The 25951-nt window shown below is 47.6% G+C and carries 25 protein-coding genes; 4 read left to right on the top strand and 21 right to left on the bottom strand.

The features are described from left to right. Positions 1-163 precede the first annotated feature (163 nt). Entirely contained in the window at positions 164-1066 is a 903-nt protein-coding gene (gene ligD, locus HFE01_RS01205) for a non-homologous end-joining DNA ligase (RefSeq protein ID WP_016821225.1), read from the top strand. A 68-nt stretch (positions 1067-1134) separates the two neighbouring features. On the opposite strand, the gene HFE01_RS01200 is transcribed toward ligD, so the two are convergent. After that, positions 1135-2079 carry a YitT family protein gene (locus HFE01_RS01200; RefSeq protein WP_013369852.1) on the bottom strand — a complete coding sequence of 315 codons (945 nt, stop codon included), beginning with the start codon at positions 2077-2079 and terminating at the stop codon, positions 1135-1137. 194 nt (positions 2080-2273) lie between these two features. Further along, positions 2274-3704 (bottom strand): cardiolipin synthase, encoded by a 1431-nt coding sequence (cls, locus tag HFE01_RS01195; protein WP_019686424.1) that lies wholly within the window; start codon positions 3702-3704, stop codon positions 2274-2276. Positions 3705-3826: 122 nt separating this feature from the next. Between cls and HFE01_RS01190 the strand changes: the two genes are divergently transcribed. Together HFE01_RS01190 and HFE01_RS01185 are read left to right on the top strand one after the other, a co-directional pair. Beyond that, positions 3827-4858 (top strand): M23 family metallopeptidase, encoded by a 1032-nt coding sequence (locus HFE01_RS01190; protein ID WP_107734023.1) that lies wholly within the window; start codon positions 3827-3829, stop codon positions 4856-4858. Between the two features lie 45 nt (positions 4859-4903). Continuing rightward, positions 4904-5365 carry a bactofilin family protein gene (locus HFE01_RS01185; protein ID WP_107734024.1) on the top strand — a complete coding sequence of 154 codons (462 nt, stop codon included), beginning with the start codon at positions 4904-4906 and terminating at the stop codon, positions 5363-5365. 39 nt (positions 5366-5404) lie between these two features. On the opposite strand, the gene HFE01_RS01180 is transcribed toward HFE01_RS01185, so the two are convergent. The 17 genes from HFE01_RS01180 to HFE01_RS01105 all read right to left on the bottom strand — a co-directional run bounded on the left by HFE01_RS01180 (position 5405) and on the right by HFE01_RS01105 (position 22408). Then, positions 5405-6490: an AI-2E family transporter gene (locus tag HFE01_RS01180; RefSeq protein ID WP_107734025.1), complete on the bottom strand. Its 1086-nt coding sequence runs from the start codon at positions 6488-6490 to the stop codon at positions 5405-5407. 260 nt (positions 6491-6750) lie between these two features. Continuing rightward, positions 6751-7533 (bottom strand): ABC transporter permease, encoded by a 783-nt coding sequence (locus HFE01_RS01175; RefSeq protein WP_107734026.1) that lies wholly within the window; start codon positions 7531-7533, stop codon positions 6751-6753. Further along, entirely contained in the window at positions 7526-8446 is a 921-nt protein-coding gene (locus HFE01_RS01170; protein ID WP_107734027.1) for an ABC transporter ATP-binding protein, read from the bottom strand. The genes HFE01_RS01175 and HFE01_RS01170 overlap by 8 nt, the downstream gene beginning before the upstream one ends. Positions 8447-8561: 115 nt before the next feature. Beyond that, positions 8562-9059 (bottom strand): hypothetical protein, encoded by a 498-nt coding sequence (locus tag HFE01_RS01165; protein ID WP_016821231.1) that lies wholly within the window; start codon positions 9057-9059, stop codon positions 8562-8564. 118 nt (positions 9060-9177) lie between these two features. Continuing rightward, on the bottom strand, positions 9178-10155 hold the full coding sequence (locus HFE01_RS01160; protein ID WP_167438278.1) for an LCP family glycopolymer transferase: 978 nt from the start codon (positions 10153-10155) through the stop codon (positions 9178-9180). A gap of 13 nt (positions 10156-10168) precedes the next feature. Next, a complete protein-coding gene (locus HFE01_RS01155) occupies positions 10169-11509 on the bottom strand; it encodes a UDP-glucose dehydrogenase family protein (RefSeq protein WP_167438279.1) in 1341 nt (446 codons plus the stop codon). Between the two features lie 52 nt (positions 11510-11561). After that, positions 11562-12374: a WecB/TagA/CpsF family glycosyltransferase gene (locus tag HFE01_RS01150; RefSeq protein ID WP_167438280.1), complete on the bottom strand. Its 813-nt coding sequence runs from the start codon at positions 12372-12374 to the stop codon at positions 11562-11564. Then, entirely contained in the window at positions 12349-13590 is a 1242-nt protein-coding gene (locus HFE01_RS01145; RefSeq protein WP_167438281.1) for a glycosyltransferase family 4 protein, read from the bottom strand. Before HFE01_RS01145 ends, HFE01_RS01150 begins: the two co-directional genes overlap by 26 nt. Then, positions 13587-14801, bottom strand: a complete 1215-nt coding sequence (locus tag HFE01_RS01140; protein WP_167438335.1) for a glycosyltransferase family 4 protein — start codon at positions 14799-14801, stop codon at positions 13587-13589. Before HFE01_RS01140 ends, HFE01_RS01145 begins: the two co-directional genes overlap by 4 nt. 158 nt (positions 14802-14959) lie before the next feature. Then, positions 14960-15196: a hypothetical protein gene (locus tag HFE01_RS27015; RefSeq protein ID WP_167438282.1), complete on the bottom strand. Its 237-nt coding sequence runs from the start codon at positions 15194-15196 to the stop codon at positions 14960-14962. 317 nt (positions 15197-15513) lie between these two features. Beyond that, complete coding sequence (locus tag HFE01_RS01135; RefSeq protein WP_167438283.1) at positions 15514-16782, bottom strand: zf-TFIIB domain-containing protein; 1269 nt, start codon at positions 16780-16782, stop codon at positions 15514-15516. Beyond that, positions 16769-18112 (bottom strand): flippase, encoded by a 1344-nt coding sequence (locus HFE01_RS01130; RefSeq protein ID WP_167438284.1) that lies wholly within the window; start codon positions 18110-18112, stop codon positions 16769-16771. Before HFE01_RS01130 ends, HFE01_RS01135 begins: the two co-directional genes overlap by 14 nt. 122 nt (positions 18113-18234) lie before the next feature. Further along, positions 18235-19224: a GDP-mannose 4,6-dehydratase gene (gmd, locus tag HFE01_RS01125; protein ID WP_025364263.1), complete on the bottom strand. Its 990-nt coding sequence runs from the start codon at positions 19222-19224 to the stop codon at positions 18235-18237. Positions 19225-19244: 20 nt separating this feature from the next. Further along, complete coding sequence (locus HFE01_RS01120; protein WP_167438285.1) at positions 19245-20183, bottom strand: GDP-L-fucose synthase family protein; 939 nt, start codon at positions 20181-20183, stop codon at positions 19245-19247. A 34-nt stretch (positions 20184-20217) separates the two neighbouring features. Then, positions 20218-20916 (bottom strand): sugar transferase, encoded by a 699-nt coding sequence (locus HFE01_RS01115; RefSeq protein ID WP_016821241.1) that lies wholly within the window; start codon positions 20914-20916, stop codon positions 20218-20220. Between the two features lie 84 nt (positions 20917-21000). Further along, positions 21001-21678, bottom strand: coding sequence for a CpsD/CapB family tyrosine-protein kinase (locus HFE01_RS01110; RefSeq protein ID WP_016821242.1), 678 nt, complete (start codon positions 21676-21678; stop codon positions 21001-21003). After that, on the bottom strand, positions 21659-22408 hold the full coding sequence (locus HFE01_RS01105) for a YveK family protein (RefSeq protein WP_016821243.1): 750 nt from the start codon (positions 22406-22408) through the stop codon (positions 21659-21661). The genes HFE01_RS01110 and HFE01_RS01105 overlap by 20 nt, the downstream gene beginning before the upstream one ends. A gap of 328 nt (positions 22409-22736) precedes the next feature. Here HFE01_RS01105 and HFE01_RS01100 point away from each other — a divergent pair, with 328 nt between their 5' ends. Beyond that, positions 22737-23105, top strand: a complete 369-nt coding sequence (locus HFE01_RS01100) for a helix-turn-helix domain-containing protein (RefSeq protein WP_167438286.1) — start codon at positions 22737-22739, stop codon at positions 23103-23105. Positions 23106-23156: 51 nt separating this feature from the next. On the opposite strand, the gene HFE01_RS01095 is transcribed toward HFE01_RS01100, so the two are convergent. Next, a complete protein-coding gene (locus HFE01_RS01095) occupies positions 23157-23339 on the bottom strand; it encodes a hypothetical protein (RefSeq protein ID WP_167438287.1) in 183 nt (60 codons plus the stop codon). 309 nt (positions 23340-23648) lie between these two features. Next, on the bottom strand, positions 23649-25943 hold the full coding sequence (locus tag HFE01_RS01090; RefSeq protein WP_167438288.1) for a PD-(D/E)XK nuclease family protein: 2295 nt from the start codon (positions 25941-25943) through the stop codon (positions 23649-23651). Positions 25944-25951 lie beyond the last annotated feature (8 nt).

Raw genomic sequence — 25951 nt, 5'->3', positions numbered from 1 at the left:
GTATTTTTATTATAATTTATGATACATAATGTATCTTGTCAATCCCTTTGATGGATAAATTCTGTGCTGCACGCTCATGTTAAACCTTATGTAGATGTAGAAATGCTGCCAGTTGTCTGTAAATAATGATCTTGCTGCATGTTAACCAAAGGAGCATAGCACTATGGGACGAGCTGTTAAAGGTACGATTACGATTGAAGGTCATGAAATTGCAATCACAAACCCGGATAAACCGCTGTGGCCCGAAGCAGGTGTAACTAAGGCGCTATATCTTCGCAAGCTTGCGGTATTGGCCCCCTACCTGCTCAAATATTGTCATCAGCGTCTATTGACTGTCATCCGTTGGCCACATGGTATCCATGGAGATTTTTTTTATCAGAAAAATGCCCCACATCCTCGGCCAGACTATATTGAAACCGCTCTGCATGATGGCATTGAGTATATCGTGCTTGGCAAGCTGCCCCAACTACTCTGGCTCGGTAATCAAGCTGCGTTGGAATTTCATCCCTCTCTGCACAGAACAGGAAGCCAACTACCCTGTGAATGGATGATTGATCTGGATCCATCCAGAGAAGTCGAGCCACGTATTATGGAGGCCGCCTCCATTGTAGGCGAAGTATTGGCTTCGCTTGGGTTGGACTCTGTCCCCAAAACCTCCGGGGCCACAGGTGTACAAATTATCGTCCCGATCCGTACAGGCATCACCTTTGACGAGCTACGCAGCATCGGACTGTTGGTTGGACAATTTGTGACGGAAAAGCACCCGCATCTGTTCACACTGGAACGGTTAAAGAAGGATCGTGGAACAGCCATCTATTTTGATTACTTGCAGCATTATCAGGGAAAAACCCTAGCCGCTCCTTATACTCCACGGGCACGTCCCGGTGCTACGGTCTCGACTCCGCTAACCTGGGAAGAGGTACGGCAAGATGTGTCACCACTTGATTACCATTTGCTAAATATTGAGGAACGGTTAAACCAGGTAGGCGACTTGATCGACAAGGTGCCTCCCCAGCCCGTAGAGGACCTCCTCAAACATATGCGCTCCAAAACACACCCAACCTGATCCATGCTTTGAAGCACAAAAAAGGGGACGAACCCCGCAGCCATAGGCTGAGAAATTGTCCCCTTGCGCTAGTGTATTCCTTTTTTCTTAAAACGTCCGCCCTTCACATCGTGAATATTACCAATTGCAATGAAGGCGTGCGGGTCCCAATCCTCAACGATGCTCTTGAGTTTCGCTTCCTCCAGTCGGGTAATGACGACGAAAATCACTTTTTTGCTCTCACCTGTAAAGCCGCCTTCACCTTCCAGGTAAGTTACCCCCCGTCCAAGACGGTCCGTCAGGGCATCTCCGATATCACGGTATTTATCACTAATAATCCAGACCGATTTGGACTGATCCAGACCCTCAATTGTAATATCAATCATTTTCATAGCAATATAATAAGCAATCATGGAATACAGGGCATTCGGCCAACCGAATACAAAACCCGCACTTCCCAGAATGAAAATATTAACGAACAATACGATCTCACCGACCGAAAAGGGAGTTTTTTCACTGACGAGAATAGCCACGATCTCTGTCCCATCCAGCGAGCCGCCGGACCGAATCACAAGACCCACTCCCACGCCGAGAATGACACCCCCGAAGATAGCGCCAAGCAGCGGTTCCCCAGGCGTCAATGCACTTACATTGTGAAGTAACGCAGTTCCGATGGACATAACGACGATGCCGAATAATGTGGATAAAGCGAAGGTTTTACCGATTTGTTTGTAGCCGATAAGTAAAAATGGAAGGTTCAACAGGGTCAGGAAAATACCGAGCGGATAACCAGTAATCTTGGAGGCCATAATGGAAATACCTGTAACGCCGCCGTCAATAACGCCGTTAGGAACCAGGAATATTTCCAATCCCACGGCCATCAGCGCTGCACCAACCACGATCATGGCTGCACGCTGCAATAAGCGTTTTACTTTGTTCTTTGGATTAGCTGGAATTTTGCTGATCTTGGTCAACTCTCCGGTTACATCTGTGATCTCAGACAGATTTTGGACTTCCTTGCTCACTACACTCATATATAAATCCCCCCGTTACAGTATGGTATATTGGACCGAAAAAGGGGCTGCTCTCCGCAGTCCCCTCTCCTTTACGGCGCTTAGTTATGTGATTAGTATATCATAAAACTGTGATTTTGCGCAAAAAAGTTAGCAAAGAGCACATAAATCACAATAAAGCGGGATTATATTGATAAAAACGGCGAAAACCGCCTCTAAAGGAGGGGAGAGAGCATGCGAGTTAGAATTTCAGCTATTTTTTGAGATCGAGGGCGTCTGCGGAACACGTTCAAATCTATTTTGGAAGAGTTGGAAATGTCCTCTACAAAATCTGCCGAAAGCCGTTCCAACGCCGAAGTTGCAAAAAGTACAGCGGTCAACTCAAAATTATAGAAAAAGCTACGCATGTCCATATTGGCGGTCCCAACCGAGCCGAGCAAATCATCCACAATCACCACTTTAGCGTGAATAAATCCTTTTCGATATTGGTAGAACTCCACTCCTGCCTCCAGCAGTTCTTGCACATAGGAAAGTGACGCCAGGTGGACCAGTTTCGAATCTGATTGGTAGGGAATAATAATTTTCACATCTATGCCGCTGACGGCCGCCAGCTTCAGTGCCTCATAAATCCCCGGATCGGGAATAAAATACGGCGTCGTTATCCAAATCCGCTTTTTGGCAACCGTAAGCGCTCCAAAGCACAATTCCTGAATCGTATCCCATACCTGATCGGGCCCACTGCTCAAAATCTGTACTTCCTCATCCCCTGTGCAGGTATGTGGAGGAAATAAATTCACGTCCATTAGCCTCTCTCCCGAAGCCAGCTTCCAATCGCTAAGAAACACATTTTGCAGAAAATAAACGCCATCTCCTTCAATCTGCAAATGCGTATCCCTCCAAAATCCCACTTTGGGGTACTTTCCGAGATAATCGTCGCCTACATTGATTCCCCCCACAAATCCGATCGTGCCATCCACCACCACGATTTTCCGGTGATTGCGATAGTTAATCCGGCGGTCCAGCGTGGCGAAAAACGGCGGTAGAAAATAATGAAATTCGACCCCAGCCTCATTGCAGGTGCGAATAAATGAATAGGGTAAATGGTAGCTCCCTACGCCGTCCACAATGAATCGTACCTTAACTCCCTCGCGTGCCTTACGGATCATGACCTCCTGAAATTTTTTCCCGATTTCGTCTGCCCGAAATATGTAAAACTCCACATGGATATGATGTTGTGCCTGTTCCATCGCTTTCAGCATGGCGTCGAAAGTCTCTTCCCCGTTCGTCAGCACACGTGTACGGTTGCAGCCAGTCAACGGGTTTTCCGACATACGAATCAACTGGTTAAACAGACGCTCCTGATGCTTGAAATGGGGATTGTGCATTTGCTCTACATTTTCAATCACCTTGGTTTGCGCCCACAGATGTTCACGGAATTCACGAAATAGCTGCGATCCTGCTTTACGAACCACTTTACGCTTCTGGTAATCCTGAGCAACAAAATAGTACACCACAAAACCAATAAGCGGGAAGCAAAACAAAATAAAGAGCCAGGCTACCGCTTTGGACGGCTTGCGAAATTCAAAGAGCAGAATCGTCCCGGTCTGAAAAATAAAAATAATTAAAACCAACAGCAACCACAGCATGTCTAAGCCTCCTTATATATCTACGTTTTATACAAAGCCCCAATTTTTTTGACATGTTTGCCTCTTAAGCTGAATAGATAGTAACCAAGCACTATAGGAGCGATGTCCGGAAAGGAGCGATTATGAAAAAAGGAAGCCTAAATCGCCGGATGACCCTGCTTGTCATTCGGGATGCACAGCAACCGCCCAAGCAGCTACAATGCTCCGTAGCCGCTGTCATTCTCGTCCCGACCCTTGTGATCGCATCAATCTCTACGCTCGTGATCGGGCTGCAAATCCGTTCTTCCCATATTATTTCCCAAATGGAAACCAATCTTGCTGTCCAGAGTTTGCAGATGGAGGTCACGGTAGCAGACAAAGACGCAGCCATTGGGCGACTGCGGCAGGAAGTCATGGAGCTGACGAATCAAGCCACCAGTATTCGCGAACGTCTCCAGCGTGTAACTGAGCTGGAACAACAAATGCAGCAATTCATTCGTAAACACGGAAATTCCTCCAGCGCCAGCAGTAATAAATCAACCATCACCCCCCTCTCCTGGGATGCTTCCGGCCATACCGGGGGTGAATTGATCGCAGTGCATGAAAATACAGCTCTTCTAGCCCGCCAGGCCATGGATGATTTTCAGGAAATCGAAGCTCTGCTGGACACAGTGGAGCGCACGGTTCCGCGCTCTATTCAACAGGCAAACGCCGTACAGCAGAACCTGGAGCGCCAACAAGCCGCGCAGCTGCTCCAGACCCGAAGACTGGCACTTGCTGAACAAGGCAGGCCCTCCATTTGGCCTGTTGGTTCGCGGCGCATGACCTCCAGTTTCGGCTATCGCAGCGACCCATTTACAGGGAAATCCGCTTTTCACTCAGGCGTGGACATTGCCGGTCAATCCGGTGATCCTGTCTATGCAGCAGGGGCAGGCACTGTGCTGGAGGCCGCTTCCAGCGGAGCACGCGGCAAGTGCATCATCATTCAGCATCCTGACGGACTCCAAAGCTGGTATATGCACCTAAGCGGTATGCAGGTGGCTCCGGGGGACCGTGTTCACAAAGGACAGACCATTGGCCTGCTGGGAAGTACCGGGAGAAGCACAGGACCTCATCTTCATTTTCAGATCGTCAAGCATAACCAACCTGTCGATCCATTGCTGTATGTACAATAAGGTTTTTGCAAAATACCGACAATAAAGGATTGGAGGAAAACGATCATGTTCAAGGAATCCAAAAAAAAGCTCTCCACCCCGGCGACGGATACACTGCTCGCGAACGGCACCAGCTTTGAAGGTACGATTGAGGCAGAGGCCAACATTCGCATTGACGGTCATTTTCAGGGCGATATCTACAGCACTCGCACTGTCGTCATTGGAGAATCAGCAGTTGTACGTTCGGACATTATTGCACGGGACGTCATTCTTGCCGGCAAGGTATTCGGCAGCATCACCACAGAAGGACGGCTGACCATTACATCGACAGGCGAACTGTACGGAAATACGGCGACCCCTACATTGGTCATTTCTGAAGGCGGCGTACTGAACGGCACAAGTCAAATGAACCAAACTATGGATGCAGAGTCGCCAGCTGCTATAGAGAAATCAGAGGATGAAAATCAATCCAGTTTCAGCCAAGACATAGAGGACAGCCAAGCCTCCCTACAACCTGAAGCGGGATAGGGCCGGCTTATACTCCTATATATCCAGTACATCCTCCAATCACTCCATAATATCCTCCACTCTGCGTTCCAAAAATAAATGGTACACCTTGCGTATGACGATTTTGCCGCACATATATAATGGAATAACCAAAATGATACCCAAGATCCCGAGCAGGTCGCCACCAACTAGCAATAAAATGACGACAGTCAACGGATGAATGTCCAGCTGCTTGCCAAAGACAATCGGCGACAGCCAATTATCCTGAATTTGCTGTGCAACGATCACCACCACCAGCGACCAGAGCGCCATGGAAGGCGATTCGAGAAATCCAATGATAACCACAGGTATAGAAGCAGCTACTGCCCCCACATAGGGAATAAAATTAAGGAAAATCGAAATAACGGCAAGCAGCAAGGCATAAGGCAAACCAATAATCAAAAATCCAAGGAACATCATCAAGCCCAACGCGACATTGATCAGCACTCGACTGACGATAAAGCTGCTGAGCGCATTATCAATATCCTCCATAACTTCCAGCGCGTCCTTATGATACTTTTTAGGAAAGAAGTTAAGCATTTTTGGACCAAACTTGCTCCCTTCCTTCAACATGTAATAGAGCAATATGGGAAAGGTAGCCAATACGATAAAAAAGTAGGATACGAACGATACCAGCTTTACCGAGTAATCTGACAGCGTTGAAAAAGCTTCGTTTAACGTATCTGACAGTTGTGACAGCGGGTCTTCACCCGGAGGCAGTACTTGTCTCAAGGATTGATTATGCCGCCATTGGCTCAATTGATCAACCAGACTTTTAATAAGCTTCGGCGCGTTCTCAAATAAATTGGTTACCTGATCACGGAGCGTAGGCCACACTCCCCATGAGAAGAGGAACAGTAACACGCCAATAACCAAATAAATCAGCAATATGGAAATTGATCGTTTGATTTTTCTCCGTTCCATGACATCTACGATCGGTCTCAATAAATAATAGAGGAAAAAAGATAGCATCAACGGTACAACCAGCAAGCTGACCAAGGATACAAGAGGACTGAATATAAAGCTTACTTTGGTGCCCAAGTAAATAATGAGCAATAGCATGACGATTCCTGAAGTCAGGCGAAAAAAACGATTATTTTGCAGCATATCATACGCCCCCCTGTTCTGTTTCTCTCTACTTCTTTAAACGCAAACCGACCCTATTGATTGATTCTTGCTGAAAATAGATTACAATATCCCCACACTTACAGAATATGTAGCAAAAATGACATAGATACTGAATAAAACAGTGCCAACATAGCAAAAAAGGAAGTCCAAATGGCTAGGCATTGGACTTCCTTTTTGTGATCTCAGCATTTTGCCAAAATCCTCGTGTCATTCAATCACACATGCTAAGAGATACGTGTTTAGGTGGAGACATCGCGTTTTACGAAAACCACCCAGGCAATCGCGATAAAAACCACATAATAAGCGGCCAGCACGGCGAGCGAAAAGGTTAGATTGGAACTTACTGTACCCGGCGGCATATCTAGATATTTTTTCAGATCCATATGCGTAAAGAGTACGTATTTGGTCCATTCAAAACGATCTGTGCTGAACAAGCCAATAGAGTTATAAATCGTTTTGGTGAACATCATAAACAAGGACAAACCAATCGCCAAGGCGCTCGAACGAAACACCGCGGATAACATAAATGCAAAAGCCATGGTCACGAATAAGGCGATATAGCTATACAAGAAGTTCAGCGTTACGTAAGATATCGGATCACTGAACAGCGGAACAGAGCCCGCTGGTGCGTCCTTAGATAACATCAGCCAGGAGGACAGCGTAACCATCAAGACCAAAACGATTGTTCCGAGCAAGCTGAACAAAATCACCGATATATACTTGGACAACAGAATTTTGCTGCGAGTCCAAGGGCGAATGAGCAGCAACTTAATCGTTCCCCATGTAAATTCGCCAGCCACCGAATCAGCAGCTACAATGACCGTAAACGTCGTATTGAGGAAAAATGTAAACAACGTTGTCAATGCGATGCCATCCCACACACTAACCTGATCAGAAACTAGAGAAATCAGCATCGGAATCACAGCGGTGATGACCGCCAGCAGCCCCAGCATGATCCATGTGCGCACACGCAAGTAGATTTTAAGATTTTCATTATGTACCAGCTTGAAGAAATCAGCCAATGGACCCGCCTCCCGTCACTTCCAAAAATTGATCTTCCAACGTACGGGCAACCGGACGAATCGCATACACCTTGACTCCATTTGCAGCCAGCAGACTGTTCATCTCTGCAATCTGTTCCCGCTCCAGGTGAAGCAGTAGTTGATTGCCTTCGACGCGTCCGGCTCCAGCAAGCGTATAAGCTTGCTCAGCATCATTGACTTCAAAAGCAATTTCCGCCGTCTGCACTTCTCCCTCTGTATACTTCAACTGCTTAATATCAACCAATCGCCCGCTCTGAATAATGGCCACGCGATCGCACATCAGCTCCATTTCGGACAACAAATGGCTTGATACAAACACGGTAATTCCTTCGGTACGGGTCAATTGACGCAAATAATCCCGCAGTTCACGAATACCCTGCGGGTCCAAGCCATTGGTCGGCTCATCCAGCACAAGCAGCTTCGGTCGATGTAAAATCGCCTGAGCTACCCCGAGTCGCTGCCGCATCCCGAGCGAGTAGGTTTTGACTTTATCATGAATTCGGTTTCCGAGTCCCACCAGACGAATCGCTTCATCTATACGTTCTTGGGTCACCCCAGGCGACATGCGCGCAAAATGCTGCAAATTTTGATAGCCTGTCAAAAACTTGTACATCTCCGGGTTCTCAACAATCGCACCGACATGGGAAACAGCCTTTTCGAAATCGGTATTGATGCTGTCTCCGCATATATGAATATCACCCTTGCTGATCGAAATCAGGCCAACCATCATACGAATGGTGGTCGTTTTTCCTGCACCGTTCGGTCCGAGGAAACCAAATACCTGTCCTGCCGGAACCTCCAGTGTCAGATTGTCCACGATCGCTTTTGAGGAAATGATTTTACTCACACCCTCCATCCGTATGACGGGAACCTGCCCTGTCGCTTGCTGCATGCTATGAAACTCCTTCCACCCGGAGTGAAGCTGTCATCCATTTTACTGTACATTTCCGGTTTTGGAAGTATTGTACCATATTTATCCTGCCAGAAACACCTTTGGGAGCACCTTATCACGTCTGTTCCTTCTCCTTGTATATCCAAAGCACTCTCCACTCCTCATCTTCCTGCGTCACATAACAAGGCTGTACGATATCAAAAGTACCGAATCGGGTCTTGTAGTGCTGAGTGACCGTAATACGGTAGACCTTCCCTAAATCTTCCCCATTCGAATCGGTACGAATGTCATATTCAGCCTGCGGCTCCCCCAGTTCAAACGTAAACGTATCCGTCCCCATATCCTGCATAAAAACGTGCGCACGCTGCTGCACATACGTGGACTTCTCGAATTTCTTCTTCATTTGTGAATGAAAAAGCTCCCATGAGCCGCCAAAATTCCCCGATTGCTCCATCGTGTAGAACTCGTTCAGCGCTTCTACGGCTTGATCCCCTTCCCCTGTAGACATCACCCCACGTAGACCCATCCACAGCAGCCATAGCAATCCACATATGATTGCAAAATACAGTAGCTTACGGACGAACGCCGAAGCCGCTCTCCTTCTAAGCAGCACACCTGTCCCTCCTTCTGTCGGACTGTACCGAATACTCTACAGATGTATGTGGGACAAGAGGAGTTTAGAAGAGAATAACAGGGTCTCCCTAAAGGACATTCGCCTATATAAGGGATGCCTAAGGTGATGCGGGAGTGGTGAGCAAATGCTTCTCCAGCACTCCATGGATACGTTGGCGTTCCTGCTCATCTACGATGTAATAATAAACACCGTTGATTTTGCTCCCATGTCCCTTTATCTCAACGGTATCCGTCTGCTTAAGAGACGGGCCGATCCGGGTCAGGAAGGTCTTCATATCGTCAAAGCTAATGTCTGTGCGAATCTGCTCCCCCGCTGCCTCCAGTATCGGTTTTACTCGCAATAGCCCTTCCTTGCTGATGGACTGGGCAAGAATTTGCTTGAGCAGCTCTCGCTGGCGGGCGTTTCTTCCGAGATCCCCACGCGGATCATCAAATCGCATACGGGCATAGGCCAATGCTTCAGTTCCGTTCAAGTTCAAATTCCCCTGCGCAAAATGATGCCCCTCATACTGAAAATCAAGTGGATTGTAGACCTCCACTCCTCCCACAAGGTCCACCATTTTCGCAAACCCTTCCATATTCATTTGTACATAGTAATCTATCGGATGGTTCAAAAAATGCTCTACCGTACGGATCGACATATCCACGCCCCCAAAAGCAAACGCGTGATTGATTTTGTCCTCACGCCCTCTACCGACCAACTCTGTTCGCGTATCACGCGGAATGTTGAACATCAACATCGAACCATTGGCGGGATTCACAGATAGAACGATCATCGTATCCGATCGTCCTGGATCGTGCGGTCGCCGATCAACACCCAGCACCAGCACGGTGAACGGCTTGAACTGAGAGATGGATGCCGGATTGGGTGTACTTGATCCAGTGTCTGTACCTACGGAGCGCCCTGCTCCGCCCGTTGCAAGGGTAGAGACCGCTCCGGGCTGCACGATGCTGCGCGGATGATACATCGCATTTGCCGCTGTTTTAAAGGAATGATACACATAGACGGTATAGGCGGCACCTCCTACAACCAATAACGCCACAGCCCCCAATGTCACCTTCAGCCATCGTTTCATACGCAGCCTCCCTTTACGGATTCACTACAGACTGATGACGATCTATATCCAGATTGTTCATCTGTGGCCTGCCGACAGAATAGTATGCAAAGGCAGATTGTCTGATTTGTTCTTCGCTGTACACATTGCGCCCGTCAATCATAATGGGATACTTCATCAGCTCGTTCAGCTCACCCAGTCCGACCTCACCAAACTCCTCCCATTCCGTCAAGAGACATAATGCATCGCATCCTTCTGCTGCTTCTCGTGCGCTATCGGCCCACTTTATTTCCGAGCTGTCCAGTAATCGGCGGAAGTTAGCGGTAGCGATCGGGTCATATGCACGAATGTGTGCCCCTGCCTCCAGCAGCGACTGTATGATATCCAGCGCCGGGGCATCTCTTACGTCATCTGTATTTGGTTTAAAGGCCAGCCCCCATATGCCAATCGTAGCCCCTTCCAGCTCACCCAGTGCCTCTTTCAGCTTGCGAATCACGTTAAAACGTTGTCCCTGATTCACCTCTACCACGGATTTCAGCAGCTTAAATTCATAATCCACGTTGCCTGCAATTTGAATTAAAGCCTGCGTATCCTTGGGAAAACACGAACCACCATAGCCGATACCAGCAGACAAAAAGGAGGAACCGATCCGCTGATCCAGTCCCATACCGTGTGCCACGCGTGTAACGTCTGCACCCACCTTTTCACAAATATTCGCAATCTCATTAATGAACGAAATTTTGGTCGCCAAAAAAGCATTCGAGGCATACTTAATCATCTCGGCCGAATGGATATCCGTGGTTAAAATATTCGTTGTCAGCGGCTCATGCAGAGTAGTTAGCACTGCGGATACATGCGGATCGGAAGCTCCAATGACGATTCGATCAGGCTGTAGGGTGTCCATGACCGCCGAGCCTTCTCGTAAAAATTCAGGAACCGAAGCGACACCAAAAGGATAGTTCGTGCGGCTAGCGATCCAATTTTGAATACGCTCGTTCGTTCCGACAGGCACCGTGCTTTTGGTAACTATGATCTTGTAGCCATTCATGGCAGTTGCCACCTCGCACGCTGCTTCTTCAATATAAGACAAGTTGGCTTCACCGCTCGGCAATGAAGGCGTACCCACCGCCAAAATAACAATTTCAGCTGCCTGCACTGAAGCTGCGGTATCTGTTGTGAAGCTTAGCCGGCCCTGCTCGACATTATCTTTAATTAGAGCCTTTAAGCCTGGTTCATAAATCGGTACTCCGCCTGCACGCAGCTGACGAATTTTGTCTTCATTCTGATCGATACAGACGACGTTATTGCCAAGCGCGGCAAAACAGACCCCTGACACCAGTCCGACATACCCGGCACCTATAACACATAGTTTCAAACCAATTCCCCCTTTTACATGCTGTCTCATTTCACTGTACTTTTGCCCTGCTTCACTTCTCTACGCCTCTCCCTGTATGCCGATTATGATAGAGCGTGAGCCTTTTATTATGCCGATAGGATTTGAGAAAACGATATATATACATTGGATTGTTATAGGCATACCTCTTCCATAAACGCTTTGGCTCACAGAGCAGACGGTACAGCCACTCCAGTCCCAACCTTTGTATCATTAGCGGCGGTCTGCGAACCTTGCCTGTAATATAGTCAAAGGCAGCCCCTACTCCAACCATCACGCCACGGATACGATCCTTGTTGCGATGCATCCAGATTTCCTGCTTCGGACAGCCCAGACTGACGAATATGAGATGCGCACCTGAAGCATTGATTTCCTCAATGATCCGTTTCTCCTCCTCTGGCTGAAGTTCACGAAATGGCGGTGAAAAGCTGCCCGCGATACGAATTCCAGGGTAATCCTGTCCTACCCTGTCTTTTAAGCTATCCAGCGTATCCGGCGTACTGCCGTAAAAATATACGCTCACCTCCGTTTGTGGCGCACGTTCGCACAGCGTGAGCATCAAACTGGGACCATCTACTCGATCCTGACGCTCGAACCCGTACAGCTTAAGGGCCCAAACCAGTGGCATACCATCTGGAGTACACAAATCAGCCTGAGTGAGCGCTTCGTGGAACTCGGGATGATTCCCGGCCGTGACAATGGAATGGGTGTTGCAAATACATACATAGCTGTCCTTTCGTCCGACTGCCCATTGTTCCAGCGTATGTACCGTCTCCTGAAACGTCAGCGCTGCAACATCTGTGCTCGCAATCCTTCCGACTCTATACTGGGGCAGCTGCTTCATCATCACATTCCTCCATGGCCTCGCTATATATCGCCAGCAGTTGCTTCACATTCACTTCTTCCGTATAGTGTGCTGCATAGTTTTCCGCCACTTTCTGTCTCATAGCTGCATAGTTCTCATAGGCTACTGCACGGCGAATCACGGTCTTTATATTTTCCAGATCATCATGTTGAAAATGGAAACCCGTCACTCCGTCCTCCACGACTTCCTCCAATGCGCCAATTCGGCTGCACAATACCGGCGTTCCCACGGAATAGGACTCTACAATCGTCATCGGAAAACCTTCATACCAAATGGAAGGCACCATCACATACATGGCTCGGCTCATACAATCCAGCACCGTGTCTCCATCCTGCTTGCCGAGAAACTGAATGTCTTCCTGCGAATAAGCAGCAGCCAGTTCAGCCTTTTCCGGACCATCGCCAATGATGACCAGTCTCAATCCACCTCGATCTTCCAGCTGTGACCAGGCTTGCAACAGATTGCGAACCCCTTTTTCAGCTGAAATCCGGCCCACGAACAACAAATAACGATCATTGGGGTCATACTTGGCTTTGGCTGTTTGATGATGGATAAAATTCGGTTTTACTGCGATGCGATCCAGCGGAATGCCGCTTTCGGCAAATTTGTCCCGTGCAAACTCCGTCAGCGCAATATAGCGACTTACCTTGTGCTGCCATGTGCCGATCAGCTCGTTGAACTTAATCATCGCCGCCACCGGAATCGTCTGCAGCTGTGAGCCTCGGTAACATCCATGACGGATGGAGTGCAGCAGCGTGCCGTGCAGGCATTTTTCACAAACTTCATTCCCTCGCATAAAGGTTGCCGCCGGACAAATCAGCCTGTAATTATGCAGTGTCTGGACAACCGGAACCCCCAGCCGTTCACAGGCATGATAGACCGATGGGGATATGACCGGGAAAAAATTATGCACATGTACCACATCCGGTTTCACCCGCAAAAGCAGCTCTTTGATCCTTTTGAATTCTGGGAAGGACCAGGCTGCCTCTACCGCCAGCTTGGCCATGTTGGCCAATCCTTTGCTTTGAATGCTGTCGTTATGCACATAGTAATGCTCCGTCTCTATTCCTCTGGAACGCAGCATAGCCGATTCCTGCTCGACAACCTTGTCTTCTCCCCCTCTTTGCTGATAAAAGTTATGGATGATCAGTACTTTGCTTACAGGCGGGGTCATTCGTCTGCTAACCTGTTGACTCACGTGGCCGCCCCACTTTCCTGTGTTGATTGCATAGCGTGATTGGAGCTTATGGGTTTGATCCGCTGCTGGCTTATGATTTCATCCGCAATCCGATCCCACGACATACGCTCGAGCGTAAGAAACGCTTTCTCGGCCAGACTTCGTCTAAGCCCAGCATCATCCAGCAATGTGCCTATACGACCAGCCCATTCCTCCTCCGAAAAGCTTCTCAGCATCACTCCGCTCACTCCGTCCTCAATCAAGGTAACCGAGCCACCGTTCACCGAAGAAATAATCGGGACACGGAACAGCATGCTTTCCAGCAGCACCATGCCAAAAATATCGTATTGGGTCGGAAACAGCATCACATCCGCTGCTCCGTAAATCTGCCACAGATGACGTTGCTCCACTCTTGGAAAATGTATAATACTATCCGTCAACCCCAGTTGCTCAGCATAAGCCCAATAACGATCCGTATCTATCTTTCGTCCATCCCCAACCATTAACAAAAGGCAGCCGGGATGCTTTTGGAGTACTCTTTTGAACGTATTCAGCATAAAACGTATATTTCTCCGTTCCTCCAGCACACCGACATACAGCAACACCGGGCGATTACCGATCCGACGCAGTTCATTCGCAACCTCACGGTTTTCCTCACGCTCTCCGCTTTGGTCGTCACTGTTGAATTCTCTCTCTACATTGCTGCGATCCAGTCCGACCCCAATCGTTATCACGTTGTCAAAGCCTTTATTCTCCAGATAGCGCTTGGCAAGATCGGATTTGACATAGGTTCGGCGTAGAGACTTTGTCACCTTAGGCAGCAGCATAACATCGTACAGTTTGCGGATCAGCGCATGCGTATTATCCCGGTATGGACCGTGATACAGCGCCAGCTTATCGGGACATTTGCGGGAAAGCAGGTAGGTCATGATCTGGTTGTATTCTGTAGTAATAACCAGATCATAAGCTGCCAGAAAAGAATCTTTGAGAACATCTCTGTAGATGCTGTTGCTTAAGAACTTGAAACCGTGCAGCCAGATAATGCGCAAGGTGCAGCCTGCGTGACGATAGACTTGTTCCAGATGGGTCTCCTTACGATCGTTGTAGTAAACAATATCGCAATCGTAACCTTTACGGACGAGCGCTTTGCCCAAGCCGACTTCCTGCAAATTGTATGAGGCTCCATTCACCTTGCTGGCAAAGTTGCGAAGATACAATATTTTTGGAATCATCATCAGTACTCCTGCCATTTCATATTGGGTGAGTTATGGCACGCGGGGGTTAGAGTCCGCTACGCGGATGGATCATTCTTCCGATCGCTGTTATCCCCGGATTTCATCTGATTTATATAAACCCTTTAAAGGGTAAAATCCGGGGATAAAGGCGAACGCTATCGCTTCTTCAGAACGATTCCATCCACTCCGCTGCTGACCGCCGTTTCCATAAAGTCACCCCATCTTAAAAAAGGGAATGCTGTGCATGAAGTGCCATCGCTGCGGATATACGCGTGCGAATGCATGCAGGGCGTTGACTTCGTCAAACAACTTGTAAGCATGGCTATACTCTGCTGGGCTGACCAAGATGCCTTATCTAGGCTTGATTGTTGCTTACCGTAAGTACTATTCATCAAGCTCTTTCGCCTTGAGAGAGAACTATGCAGAGCATTAATTACACCGGTTGCATGCTCGGTGTGAAGTTCGCGGCGATAGGGCGCAGCTATCGCCAGGCGGCCCTTACCTCCCCCACCTTATAGGCAGGGAGAAATTCTTTTTGGCGGCGGTGAAACGTAGCGGAGGGTAAGGATTTGAATCTGAAGAAGCGTTAGCGTTCGCCTCAAAGCTTTCCGAAGGAAAGCTCGCTTCGAAAGCATATTCCCCGTGGGATTCCGCCCGCTTACAGAGCTTATTTAATCTAGGGAATCCCTCGTCAACAGCGATCGGAAGATCAAACCCGCCCCGAAGCGGCCTCTCCCCTCCAACTTGAATGTTCCCCCTGCCGCTGTCTTTCCTCCATCATCTGCATATTAAAATGGTCTGCCCCTTTGATCTGGGCAGCTGCCATATCCGCTACCAGTGTCACGCTCGATTCCATCGGTACAAAGCGATATTTGTAGGCTGTAAGCCGATGGTCCGTTTCATGAAATAAAATGTCCTGGGCATAATTGCCCCATCGGTCCTTAGGCATCAAATCAATCGTCATACCTGCATGTGCAGAAGGCAGCAGCATATTGGAGCCATGAATACCAATGACTAATCGGCTGGCTGCGTATACCTCGCATACCCGCTTTTCACTATCCCGATCGAAGCGTGAGACGCGCTCGTCAGCAATCCATGCTGGGAAGCTTCCCGTGCGCCCAAGTCCCGCAACTGTAAAGCAATGATCAGGGAAGCTTTCTCTCAGTCTGCGGAACAGTCCAATGATTTTGCTGCGTTGATGATAAATTAGCGGTTTCAGGCCACGTTTGAGCTTCGGAAATTTTTGCACTGCTCTGGCAATATGATGGCTGCCGCTCCACAAGCGGTCTTCCCTCCATACAAAGGTAATGCGTGGCTTCCGCTCACGTTCCTCGTCATAACGGGAGATCCCTGTAAATTGTTCAATCTCAAATTGGCTGGGATGTGAATATGACGGACTGACATACACCTCATCAAAACGTATCAATTCCTCAATCATCCGATGATGTAGCAGAGGATAAAAGTTTCGCGCCTTGTTGAACGGGACATCGACAGTCCAAATTTCTGACACATATGCCGGCACCATCCACTCCAGCGACTTTTGCACAATAACGATGATCCCCAGTTCCGGCGATTGCTCATATTCACGCTGAACATTCAGCAGCTTGAGCAACGCATGACCATATAAATAATCTATAGTGTTGATGATGATCACACGCGAAGAAGCTTTCTTTTTATGCACGGTCATACCGACTGCCAAATCATAGGAAGGATTCATCAACGATTGCCGCAGAGGCTCTCCGAGCCATTTTCTTGACTTCGCATTACCGGTCAGGATATAGTCAGGCATTTCTACACGATAAGGTGAATACGTCGCATGACCAACCCTCATGTCCTCGAGATATTCACGTCCGCAACCCTCACACTTAGTACTGACACATACGTGGATTCCCTGCCACAGCACCTCTCCAGCACGTAACGTGTCTCCACAATGCGGGCACTGTTCCTCATGCCGAACAAATGGTTTAATCGGTATCATGATTGTTCTCTCCAACTTTCGGTACTGTAATATGAACATGCCAGAAGGTCAGGATAGACTTCATCATCCAACCCAAATTGGCTTTGACTTCCTTAAACAACAAATCCAATAGAAATACAGATATCGTAAAAGACAAAATCGTCGCCACTAAGGATCCTCGGACACCAAGCCATGGAATCAGCGCGTAATTGAAGGCTATATTCGTAACCGCACCTATTATCGAGGTCAGCAGCGTGTATTTGAACAAATTTTCATTGGTGATAAACAAGCTTTTGGCGACACTAAAGTTGGTGAAAAATAGACGAATCGCAAACAGTGACAACAGCGAGCCTGCTTCAGCAAACTCTCTCCCATACAGCACAACGACTACCCATTGAGATAGAAAAAATAAGGGGACTGAGGTCACAAGAAAGCATATAAACATCAGCCGATACACGTTAGACAACGTCTGTCTGTATTCGTCGCTTCCTTTCTGCTTGGAACGCGTCACCACCGGGGCATAAGCTGTCGTTAGCACGACCGGGATAAAGCCCAGCACCTCGATGAGTCGGAGTGCAACAGAGTATTGCCCGACCGCTTCGTTTCCCAACAATTCTCCGATAATGACCTGATCAATTCGTGCCTGTACATATACAGCGGAGGAGGACAAAATAAGCGGCCAGCTGTGATTCATGATTCGCCGAGCAGTTGTGAAGCGGAACGTCCACTTGTTCACACGCCGCCCTTCCTTATGGAAGAAATACAGCAGCAGCAGGCTTCCCAGCAGAAACTCTCCATGGGCACACAACGCCACTACCCAAACTGGAATACCGGACAATAATAGAATGATTTTGACGGTGGAACCGAGGACAAAGGCGGTATTCTTGGCAACAACCGTATATTTGGACAACATCTGCGCACGGAACCAGTAGTCGATAATATCAAACAACTGAAATACCGAGGCCGTAGCCAGGATCAGATTGATTAACCGCACTGAACTGTCTTCCGGTCTGAGCAGTGAAATAAAGGAATAGGACAGTACAATGGCTACCAAAGTACCTAACAACTTCAGCAGAACCGCCGTACCCAATAGCTCGTGCTCATCCTTGGGGTGTTTGACAAGATCGCGTACTAATATAGAATCAAAGCCAAGGGTCGTGAAAATCAGAAACATCCCGAAAAAGGATTCCGCATAATTCCATTTTCCCAGTTCCTCTGGTCCCAACACTCTCGCCATGATGATGCTGACTGCCAGCCCGAACACCATGCGAATCATTTTGTCACCGAATAGCCAGGATGTATTCACCAGCAAGCTTCTGCGCGGTTTGGCACGTTTCTTGACTAATGTCATAGGTTCTACTCCATCTTGAAAAATGACCTCAAACATTGCTTTATGATCTGTTGATCTGTCATACAGCTGAAATCATGTACAACGAAGAGACCCCCCGGCCAGGCGGGCGGCCTCTCCACCTCTTACACGACGACAGAAGCTTCAACTGCAGCCTGCCTTTTTACACGCTCCAAGTCTGCATCCACCATCATACGAACGAGCTGGTCGAAGCCGACTTCCAATCGCCAGCCCAGCTTTTCTTTCGCCTTGGCACAATCGCCAAGCAATAGATCTACCTCTGCCGGTCGAACAAATTGCGGATCAATCACGACATAATCTTCGTAATTTAAACCTACATGAGAAAAAGCAATTTGCAGCAGTTCACGCACAGAATGCATTTCTCCTGTAGAAATCACGTAATCATCTGGTCGATCCTGCTGAAGCATCAGCCACATCGCCTTTACATAATCCCCTGCAAAACCCCAGTCTCGCAGTGAATCCAAATTCCCCATGCGCAGCTCCTGCTGCAATCCCAGCTTGATACGAGCTACTGCATCCGACACTTTGCGTGTTACAAACTCCAGCCCTCGGCGAGGTGATTCGTGATTGAACAAAATACCGGAGCAAGCAAACATATCAAAGCTTTCGCGGTAGTTGACTGTAATCCAATGGCCGTACACCTTGGCTACACCATAAGGACTACGTGGGTAAAATGGGGTCGTTTCTGTCTGCGGCGTCTCCAGTACCTTACCGAACATCTCGCTGCTTGAAGCCTGATAAAAGCGTGCATCCGGCTTGGCAATTCGAACCGCCTCCAGCATATTGGTAACAGATAATGCTGTGATTTGCCCTGTAGCCAAGGGCTGCGGCCATGAGGCCGCTACAAAGGATTGAGCAGCCAAGTTATAGACCTCATCCGGGTCGGACTGACGGACGGCTTCGATCAGCGAAGCCAGATCGGTCATATCACCGGAAAGCCAGTGAATGTCATTCTGGATATGCGCTACATTTTCAAAGTTCGGTGTGCTGGTTCGTCTGCGCACCCCGTACACCTCATAATCCTTGGACAGCAGCAACTCAGCCAGATAAGACCCGTCTTGTCCGGTAATCCCAGTGATCAGCGCTTTTTTCATTCCAATTCCCCCACCGTTATTTATTGTTCAACCAGATCCAGACCTTGAAACGCCTGGTATACAGACCTTAATCCTTCTTCTAGTGAAATACGCGCCGACCAGCCTAGCCCGGAAATCCGGGATACATCTACCAACTTACGCGGCGTTCCGTCAGGAACGGATGTATTAAAAGTAATTTCGCCCTCATAGCCGACTACATTTTTGACTCGTTCAGCCAGCTCACGGATGGAAATATCCTCACCCACACCGATATTTACAATCTCATTCCCCTCATAGTTATTCATCAGAAATAGACAGGCATCAGCCAAATCATCCGAATGAAGAAATTCTCGCCGAGGCGTACCGGAGCCCCATACTTCTACAGTTGGAGATTGATTCAGCTTAGCCTCATGAAACTTGCGGATCAGCGCAGGCAGCACATGAGAGGTTTGGAGATCAAAATTGTCGCCCGGACCATATAAATTCGTAGGCATCACCGAAATAAAACGGGTTCCATACTGACGGTTGTAGGACTGACACATTGTAATCCCGGCAATTTTAGCAACCGCATAGGCCTCATTGGTAGGCTCAAGCTCACCTGTAAGCAGATATTCTTCTCGCAACGGCTGTGGAGCAAATTTGGGATAGATACAGGTAGAGCCTAGAAATAACAGCTTGCTTACATTCTTCCGGTATGCCGCATCAATCACATTTGTTTGTATAAGTAGATTGTCACGGATAAAATCGGCTGGATATTCGTTATTTGCCAAAATCCCGCCCACCTTGGCTGCTGCCAGAAATACATAATCCACGAGCTCTGTATCAAAAAAATGATCTACGGCCTCTTTATTGCGCAGATCCAGCTCATGGCTTGTGCGAGTAGTAATATGACGATATCCCGCTTTCTGAAGCGCTCGAACAATAGCGGAACCCACCAGCCCATTGTGTCCTGCCACATAGATGTTGGAATGAAGCTCCATCCTTCTCTCCTACCCCTCTTTATTAAAATTGACTTTAATAAGCATCCTTGGAGCCCAGCAGCACACGAAATGTTTTCAGCATGATGATCATATCCGTGCGGAAACTGCGTCTAGATATGTACTCCAAATCCAGTTCTACCATCTGGTCAAAGCTTAGATGATTGCGACCGCTGATCTGCCATAATCCGGTGCAGCCCGGTGTAACCGTCAGACGCAGCTTATCCCTCATGGTGTAATCATGGACTTCTCTTGGCAATGGGGGTCTGGGGCCTACAAGGCTCATATGCCCACGTAGTACATTGAAGAGTTGCGGTAGTTCGTCGATGCTCGTTCTGCGAAGAAAGCGACCCACACGGGTAATTCGGGGATCGTCCCGCATTTTGAACATCGCACCCTCAATTTCATTTTCCACCAGCAATGCAGACAATCTGGCTTCGGCATCAGACACCATGGAACGAAATTTGATCATGCGAAACGGTCGCTCATGTTTACCAATACGTATTTGATAAAATAATGCACTTCCTTTGGGGTCCTCCAGCTTGATCAACAAAATGACGAGCAGAAATACCGGGCACAGTACGATGATTCCAATAAAAGACAGGATAATGTCCATACTTCGCTTCACGAACGGATATACGCTCCATCCTTGTCGTCGTTCAAGCCCATGAGCGACCGAATATACATCTACTGACGCGCCCAGCACTTTGGCCTCGTTCGAGCGGGAAGAAGACACGTCTCATCACCTCACTCCTTATTGATAAGTATTATTTATTCATTGTTAAAAGAATCTTATATACTTTTATTTTCCCCGATTTATTCATGTCAGATTGCGTTCCTCCATACCACGCTCGGCGCGGCGCTTCACGTTATTGAGCACTACACCTAGAATGCGCGCCTTAACTCTTTCTAAATTTGCCTTCGCCTTCTTAACGACATCCTTTTTGACCTTCCCTGCCTGTACTACCAAAATGACACCATCACACATGGCACTTACAATGAGGCCATCCGGAAAAGGCAGCAGGGGTGGCGTATCCATCAGAATCACGTCATAATGTTCTTTGAGCTCAACTAGTAGAGCCTTCATTCTACGGGAACTGAGCATCTCGGACGGATTGGGTGGATTCGGTCCAGCTGTGATTGCATGCAGATGATCAATCCCGGTTTCCTGAACCACATCCTGCCATGTCTGTTGATTGGCAAGTACCCGTGTCAGCCCTGTATGATTGCGCAAACCAAACATATGATGCAAGGAGGACCGACGCAGATCCATATCCATAACCAGCACCTTTTTTCCCTCTTGCGCATAGGTTACAGCCAAATTGCTAATCGTGACTGTTCTGCCTTCACCCGCCTGAGCGGACGCCACCATCATCACCTCAATCGGCTCGTCTATAGAGGAAAACTGGATGTTAGTGCGAAGCATGCGGTACTCCTCCGACACGGAAGACTGAGCATGCAAGGATGTAACAAGCTGATTATTGATTAATCGCGGCATATTGTCCCTCACCTACCTGTTTAGGAGTTGTAGTAGAGCTGTCAGAGCGTCTATCTTCTTTTTTCATTTTTGTAATCAGGGATAGGGTAGGCAGACCGAGTTCTTTTTCAATATCCTCCTCATTTTTAAATGTATCATCCAATACCTCCAGCAAAAACGCCAAGCCTATGCCCAGTAATAAAGAAATGGTAAAAGCAATAAAAATTTGTATAGCGGGATTATTGTTCACGGGAACTGCTGGGTCATTCAGACTGGCTTCGCTTAGGATGGTGACATTGTCCATTTTCATGATAGAGGGGATTTGCCGTTTGAATACTTTGGCTACCGCATTGACGGTTTTCACAGCCTTCGTATACGATAAATCGCGGACTGTAACATCCATGACCTGTGAATCACCTGCGGTGTTTACTCTTAATTTTTGCGCCAAAGCTGACGGAGTAACCTTAAGATCGGGGAAGCTGGCGACCACCTGATCCATAATCGCCGAGGAGATCATAATTTGCTTATAGGAGTTCGTTAGAGCTATATTGGTTTGCACCACACTGTAATCGACGACACCTGCACGGTCCGGTCGTGGCGTCTGATTAATAATGAGCTTGGCGGTAGCTTCATAAACCTGCGGGGTAAAATATACATTTTTTATGCCTACTACAGTACACACCAGCAGTACAATGCTACCAATCAACCACATTCTTTTGCGGATCAAACGGATGTACTCTTTCAACTGCACAAGACCAGTCCTCCCTGCTTGACTTGTTTTCGATGAATAACGCTTGTACTGATCCTCTGCATGACGGGGAAAAGAACGATGCATGACCCTCTAATCTATAGTAAAATGTTGTATAATAGCGCATAGAAGGTCTAGCCAGCGAATAAGCACACAATGCTCAATCATCGTTGGCCTCTTAAGGGTATATAAATGAAGATATAAGTGAAAACTATGAAATAAGGATACGTTATGTAACCTACATAATTAATTTATGATACAAATTGTATCTTGTCAAGCGTAAAATTGCTCTTTTTACCTTTCTTAACCTTGCCTTCAGGAGGAAAAACAGATGAATTATGGAACCCGCATCGCTGAATTACGAGAACATAAGGGATTAAAACAAGAGGAATTAGCACAATCCCTCGGAATTACGCGGGCGGCTCTTTCTCACTATGAAAAAAATAGACGCAAGCCAGACTTTGAGATCCTGACCAAGCTCGCTGATATTTTCGGGGTAACCATCGATTATTTGGTGGGACGTACGAGCCAGCCGACAGCCATATTAGATTCAGGTGTGAGGGAATTTGTGGATCAGCTTGAACTGTCCGACGAGGATATTCTGCGACGTTTTAACCTGACGATTGACGGACGCACCTTGACTGAGGAAGAAGCCAAGCGCTTTATCGCGTTTGTTCGAATGGAACGAATGATGGAATAATGAAAGCGCTACTGCTCGGTGTTTGGATCAAGTAGGACCAGCAACTGAAATTTACATGCGCTTGTCCTCCCGGCACTTGATATCATCTACATCGCCATTTAGCCATTCCGGTGTCGTGATCCCACATTGGAGCAAAATGTTCCGTATGTCCAAGTGGATAGCCGCTTTGCCTGCTTTTCGTGCGTTGTTTTGAATAAGAGGGCTGTTCTCCCCTAATTCTGTTTCCTTATTCATTCAGCATTAACCTCACTTTATTATTCTTGGTCACCGGAAAGAAATTCCTTACAAACCATGTATGTATAGTCATGAACAAAACTATTATATATGAATACATAGCTGCAATGTTGTCGTCTTATGACGAGAATATAAAAGGATTTTCTTATTTTTTTCTCCATTATACGTAAAGTATTGGCAATTCAGAACGATTTACAAATAAAAAAGAACCTGTCAGGTCCTATTTTTTCCTGATAGGTTCTTCTTTGTTTTTTTTCGAAATGATATTAGATATTCATTAGGTAAGGTCCTACATGCATTCCGGTGTAACTAAGCGACCTCGGCTGCCTGAGAAACCTGAGTACCTCCGGTCGCTCGGACTTTGTAGACGTAATGACTTCCAGCTTTTACAGTGCGGTCCGTATACGTGCTTCCTTCTACTTGCGAGGCAATCACCTGATAGGCACCGTCTGTCCGGTCAGCACGCAGCACATCATAGGAAGATATGCCTTCTGCTTGAAGCCAATTAATCTTTACCACCCCATCCTGAATAGAGGCTGCTTTCACCTCTGTTGGGGCAGAGGCCGTGGTTTGATCTGTACTTTTTAATTCCAAAATATATTGTACCGATTCGCCAGGGCCCAGCTTTTCTTCAAAATCAAGGGCAGGAGAAGCCTTCAGCCCTGATATGGAACGCTGCGCCTGACTGTAGGTGGAACCCGCCCCAAAACGTTCCCCCGTGTACAAACCAGCTTTTGGCATCGTCACCCGTACACGAACGGTCTGCGTAGTGGATTCGAAGTTCACTAGGTTCACCAGCAATTTGTTCGAGGTAGCGCCGCTACCTGCCAGCGGTTTAAGCTTGGACGTATCCACCGCGCGAACATAAACCATCTTATCCTTGGTTTCCTCTGGATTCAGTATGGTATAAGTCAGCGGTTTGCCATGCGTGGCATAGGCTAGACTTAAGCGTCTCATGATCTTAACGCGGGTGTCCTGCCCTTGCCCAAACGGATAGATTTCCGTGTTAGCCGGATTGTGGCTTTGCAGATCAAAGCCTGTTTTAAACAGCGTGTAATCCTTATAAAAAGCAGCGTGCTGGATAAACATATCGGCAAACCCGATTTGCGATCGCATAATCCGATCGAATGCAGCTGCTTGTGGCTGACTAGCCCCGTAATCAGGATTGTCTCGATGCGTATCGTTAGTACCGAACTCCGTGTTTAGCATCTTTTTCGCCAGTCCGTTGCTCGAACCACCGAAGGTTTTCAAATTCTGAACGAAGCTGCCCCCGCCCTCTTCATTATACGATTCACCGTAGGCGTGTCCGTTGGTCAGGTCGGTGACTTCCTCCAGCTGTTTACGCTGCGCTGGGTCCCGTTCCCATCCATCCGGATCACCGCATTTCTGCGTACCTCCGGTTTGATTTTTGCACGCCTTGGTAGAATAAGTCGGCCAGTAAGCCCAGCCCGGCGCTACGGTTTTGAGATGCGGTGCCAATTGCTTGCCTTCCGTATTCAACCACTTAGCCACAGCTAGGTCTACTGCCTTGGAACGGTTAAACAATCCAGGCTCATTATCTACTTCATAATATTGAAGGTATGAACCATATTTTTTTACATAATCGCGCAACTTTTGCTTGGCCGTCTCTGGCAGAGTACCATCTATTTGCAGCTTAATATCACCTGTATATAGATACAAAGCAGACGATTGCATATTATACTGCTTTAACGTTTGATAGTAATCATCCACGTCTGTGCATGCCTTGCCCACATTACTGGCACAGGTGACCCTCATGACGTTGCCGCTATAGGCAATTCCCAGCCATTTGAGCACGTATGGTAGATGCTTAACTGCACCCTGATCATAATAAAATTCTTTATTGTTTACATTCGTACCAGTCAGTATATATTTCCCATGTACCGGTTCGGCCGCAGGGGAAGCTAACGTCTCCAAGCTCAAGTCATCCCAAGTCCACCACACATTTTTATCTTCTGCAGAGGAGCAGTATAGGCAGCGCGCTGTCTTTAGCTTGAGTACGTTAACACCGCTTTGCAATTGTTCTTTGGGGATATACAGCTCGTAGTTATTTTTGAAGTTATAGGTACTCCCAGTACCGGATACCCCGGCAATCTGAATAATTCCGGACAGCTGATGATTTGAAAAGACAGCCATCTGCGGCACCGCTTTGCCCGCATCCAAAATCCGAACACGGAATATCATACCATTGGGAGGAACCTGATTCAGCTTATATTGAAGTGTTAGTTCTGGATTCGTGGATGCATTCAAACCGGGAGGAATATCTCCACTGCTGAGCAATACCGGAACTGTTGTACTTTCTGCTTCCGACAACGCCGAAAATGCTGCTTTAGCAGATAATTCGGAAGAAGCTGCTGCTGCAGAAATATCGATATTATCCCTACCGACCACTCCTTTAAATTCCGCTGAGGAGTCATCCCTCTGGCCCAGCTTCCATACTGGACTGGCCGCCGCTACCTTATCTGTCTGCAATTCTACACTTTTTGAAGGCGTGTATATAAACCAAGCGATCATGGCTAGAGCTGCGACCCCTAGTAATCCGGATAATACGACCGTATACCTATGGGTCAACCATTTTTTCATCATATGATACA

The organism is Paenibacillus sp. EKM10P (genome assembly GCF_011800655.1).
In the GTDB taxonomy this organism is placed as follows: Bacteria; Bacillota; Bacilli; order Paenibacillales; family Paenibacillaceae; genus Paenibacillus; species Paenibacillus polymyxa.
The sequence above is the reverse complement of the archived record's forward strand: the minus strand, read 5'-3'. Positions and strand labels throughout refer to the sequence as shown.